The organism is Synechococcus sp. H55.2, from assembly GCF_047462495.1.
Classification (GTDB): domain Bacteria; phylum Cyanobacteriota; class Cyanobacteriia; order Thermostichales; family Thermostichaceae; genus Thermostichus.
In genome coordinates this window covers 1-4,102 of record NZ_JANSJH010000147.1, presented here as the reverse complement: position 1 = coordinate 4,102, position 4,102 = coordinate 1, and the positions used below count along the sequence as shown (strand labels likewise).

At 62.8% G+C, this 4,102-nt stretch carries 4 protein-coding genes; 2 read left to right on the top strand and 2 right to left on the bottom strand.

What is annotated here, in order from left to right:
* Both NW844_RS12325 and NW844_RS12320 read left to right on the top strand, forming a co-directional pair.
* On the top strand, positions 1 to 524 hold a 524-nt coding region (locus NW844_RS12325), incomplete at its 5' end, for a hypothetical protein (RefSeq protein WP_414336047.1).
* Between the two features lie 18 nt (positions 525 to 542).
* Positions 543 to 1,388, top strand: a complete 846-nt coding sequence (locus NW844_RS12320) for a hypothetical protein (RefSeq protein WP_414336045.1) — start codon at positions 543 to 545, stop codon at positions 1,386 to 1,388.
* A gap of 157 nt (positions 1,389 to 1,545) precedes the next feature.
* On the opposite strand, the gene NW844_RS12315 is transcribed toward NW844_RS12320, so the two are convergent.
* Together NW844_RS12315 and NW844_RS12310 are read right to left on the bottom strand one after the other, a co-directional pair.
* Positions 1,546 to 2,814 carry a class I SAM-dependent methyltransferase gene (locus NW844_RS12315; RefSeq protein WP_414336044.1) on the bottom strand — a complete coding sequence of 423 codons (1,269 nt, stop codon included), beginning with the start codon at positions 2,812 to 2,814 and terminating at the stop codon, positions 1,546 to 1,548.
* A gap of 61 nt (positions 2,815 to 2,875) precedes the next feature.
* Positions 2,876 to 3,997: an ABC transporter ATP-binding protein gene (locus NW844_RS12310; protein WP_414336042.1), complete on the bottom strand. Its 1,122-nt coding sequence runs from the start codon at positions 3,995 to 3,997 to the stop codon at positions 2,876 to 2,878.
* Positions 3,998 to 4,102: the final 105 nt, after the last annotated feature.

Below are 4,102 nucleotides of genomic sequence, written 5' to 3'. Positions count from 1 at the left end.
AGGCCACACCAGCGCAAACCCCCGACCAGGTGGTGAGCACCTTTATCGCTGCCACCGAAAAGGGGGATTGGGGCACCGCCGACGGCTACCTGACCGAGCGCTTCAGCAATGCCCTCAGGCCGGGATCCCTGCCTTCGATTTGGGGGGCAGCGGGAGAGAATGTGCAGGTGCGCAACCAAGAGGTGAGCGGCAAGACGGCCTACGTGTGGGTGGAGGGCGAGTCCTCTCTGGAAGAGGCGGCGCAGCGCCTGGGGCTGGATCCCTTGACTTTGCGCAAGTACCTGACCGAGCCGGATCTTGCCGATCCCACCTATCAGCAGTTGGCCCCGCAATTGGTGGGCCTGCGCCTGGAGGGAGACACGGTGACTTCCCGCCTCAAGATCACCCTTTACCGACAGGAGGGCGGCTGGCGAATCGAGGTGTGGCAACCGGATAAGCCGCCCGCAGAGGGATCCCAGCCGGAGAACCCTGAGCCCTCTCCCTCTCCGGCAGAAACTGAGCAACCTGCCGAAAATCAGCAGTGAAGTGGCGGGGGAAAGGTGTTGAAGAAAGCTTGGTTCTTGCTGGCCCTGGTTTTGCTCAATGGCTGCGGGCAGACGCAAACGGCCAAAGAGACGCTGCAAGCCTTTGTGCAGGCGGCCAACGCTCGGGATTTTGCCACGGCAGAAGCGCTGCTCACCCCGCGGCTGCTGAGGGGGATCCCGCCGGGCGCCCTGGATCGCTCCTGGCCCTCGGCAGAGGAGTTCACCCTCACTCCTATCCAGGAGGTGGGCAACACGGCCATCTTTCAGGTAGACGCAATCCTGAGGCCGGAGGCAGTGGTGCCCACTTTGCACTTCCAGTTCACCGCCGCGGAGCTGCAGCAATTCTTAACCGAGCCGGATCGGGAGGATCCGCGGTTTCGCCCTTTTCGCTCCCAGTTGGGTTTCTACGAGCCGCTGCCGGACGGGCGTCTGCGGGCGGCGATGGAAGTTACTCTCTACCGCCAGGCCCAGGGATGGCGGGTGGAGCTGGCCCGTCTGCAGCCTCTAAACACGAGAGTTCTCTACGAGCCGATCCAGCTAGCAGAAGAAGCGCAACCTTTTCGACTGACAGGAACGGTGCGGCTCCTCAACCGCGAGGAAGGCTGGATCGGGGTCAATTTGGACGAGGTCAGCCCCAACCTGCAGCGCTACGCCGGCACCTGGGTCTCGGTGGTTCCTGCGGAAGATGTCCAGGTCATCCGCCTTGGCCGCCCCGCCAGTTGGCTGGAGCTGCGCCCAGGGGACGAGGTGGAGATGGAGGGCAAGGTGCGTTTTGCCGTCAATGCCGACGCCGAAGGGCGGATCCCGGCGGCGATTCGGGCCGAGCGCATCCGGGTGCTGCAGATCCCCAGCCCCTCTCCCTGAGGGATCCCTCACCCCCGGCCCCTCTCCCTGAGGGATCGCCCTCACCCCCGGCCCCTCTCCCTCAGGGATGGCCCTCACCCCCGGCCCCTCTCCCTCAGGGAGAGGGGGGTAGTGTTCCATCGTGGGTGGGAGGGGAGCTGACGCGGGATCCCTGAACTTAGCGCAGGGGCGAGTGCAGCAGCACCACCAGCCGCTCTTCCAGGAACTTGAGGTTGGCCACCACTTGGTTAAAGGCCTCTTCGGGGGTCCAGTCCATGAGATCTAGGGCCTTGGCCGCCAGCGCCTGTACGGGCACAGGCTCTTCCCCAAAAACATCAATCAGCCAGCGTACCGAGAAGGGATCGATGACGATGTTGCCTTCGGATCCCGGCCAGCCGTTGATGTTGACCGGGCCGTTGTCGCGGATGGCATTCTCGAAGGCAACCTTGGCGTTGAGACGCAGCAGCAGAGGATGGGCCTGCACGGAGCCGTTTCGCCATTCTTCCAGGGTAAAAGGGGCTGGTGGAGCGGGGCGAGGGTGGCCACACCAAAAATCAATCAGCCGGGTCAGGTTGGGAAAAATCAGCTCGATAAAGTGCAGCAGCTCCTCTTGGCTGAGCTTTTTAAGGTGGCGCAGGGCGTAGGGAACCGGCTTGGTGAGGACTCGCTCCAGCTTCCACTGCTGCCAGTTCACCATGCTAATGAACTCCAGCCCGGCCTGGCGCAGCATCTCGAACACCTGGGGCACCGTAAAGCCCTTGTCGCTGCGCAGCAGAAAGTTGGCCAGGATCCCGTTGGTGGTTTTGATGGCGTCTCCCTGCCAGTGGCTTTTGACGAAGCTGCCTTCATGGAGGGCATCCATCAGCTCTCGGAGGATGGGAACGGCTTTGGCAGCCGGCTCGTCCATCACCCCCAGCAGCTCCATGGCATCCTGCATGTTGAAAATAAACTGCCGCTGATAGAGGCTGTGGACGTTGGTGCGGATAATGCCCTCGGGTTTGAGCACCTGGCGCATGCCTTTGAGTCCGGCCACCGGATCTTCCAGCAGGTAGAGCACGTCGTTGCAGGCGATGAAATCAAACTGCTCCCCTAGCGCTCCCATGTCGGTGATGTCTGCTACTTCAAAGCGCACATCTGGGATCTGGTGGAACTCGAAGCGCTGCCGGGCCATCTCCAGCGATTTCGGCGAGATATCCACCCCGACCAAAGAGGCACCTGGGTTGGCCGTGGCCAGAACCAGGGTTTCCCAGCCGGAGCCGCAGCCGGCGTTGAGCATCACTTTGCCTTCGGGCTTGACCACCTTGCGATCTCGCACGTAGCAGGCGGTGGTGTAGCTGTTGGCAAACAGGGCAAAGGTATCCGTAACCGTCTGCTCGATGGGGACGTTGGGATAGGGAAATTCATCGAACTGCGCCTGCACCAACTTCGAGGCAGATTGCTCCGGCATAGGGATCCTTTTTTCTCTGGAGCCTATGGTAGCCAATCTTTAGCTTGACAGCGCCTCTTGTTTATTCCAGCCGCTCCTCGGTTTGCGGGTCAAAGAGGTGGAAGCGATCCATGTCAAAGACCACTTCTGCCCATTGGTTGACGCGAAGCTGGGTACGGGGATCCACGCGGGCCACAAACTCCTGCTCGGGGAGGATCCCTTCGGCGTCGGTGGTGCTGAGGTGGAGGATGACCTCGTGGCCCATCAGCTCGGCGACCGAGACTTTGGCGCGCACGCGGGCGGGTTGGATCCCTGGGGGTTGGTACTGGGGATCGTGGATGTTTTCCGGGCGGATGCCGAAGATGACCGGCTGGCCGGCGCGGGGCCGATAGGGATCCGCCTGGTGGGGGGGGATGGGCACACGGAAGGCGCCGCTATCCACCCAGAGGGTGCCCTCTTGCTCCCGCAGCTTGGCTGAGAAGAAGTTCATGGAAGGGCTGCCGATGAAGCCGGCCACAAACAGGTTGGCGGGGCGGCTGTAGAGGGCCTGGGGAGTATCCACCTGCTGCAGGCGGCCATCCTTCATGACGGCGATGCGGTTGCCCATGGTCATGGCTTCCACCTGGTCGTGGGTGACGTAGATGAAGGTGGTGCCCAGTTGCATGTGCAACTTGCTGATCTCGGCCCGCGCCTGCACCCGCAGCTTGGCGTCGAGGTTGGAGAGGGGCTCATCCATCAAAAACACCGCCGGGTTGCGCACAATGGCCCGCCCGACGGCAACCCGCTGCCGCTGTCCACCGGAAAGTTCCTTGGGCTTGCGGTGGAGCAGGTGTTCGATCCCCAGCCGCTTGGCCACCCCCCGAACCCGGCTTTCGATCTCCGCCCTAGGCAGGCCGCGCAGCTTAAGGCCAAAGGCCATGTTCTCGGCCACGGTCATGTGGGGGTAGAGGGCGTAGGACTGGAAGACCATGGCGATGTCCCGATCCTTGGGGGGAACGTCGTTCACGCGGCGGTCGCCGATGTAGATGGAGCCGGCGCTCACCTCTTCCAGGCCGGCCAGCATGCGCAAGGAGGTGGTCTTGCCGCAGCCGGAGGGGCCGACGAAGACGAGAAATTCCCCATCTTCGATGGCGATGTTCAGATCGTGGACGGCCGTGGTGTCGCCGTAGCGCTTGGTAACGTGTTCGTAGGTCACGCTGGCCATGCTCTCGCTCCCCAGCCACTTCGCCCTCAACCTTATCCAACCCCAGGGGCAGAGGTCAAATTGGATCCCTGGGAGGGAGTATTCCCTCACCCCCGGCCCCTCTCC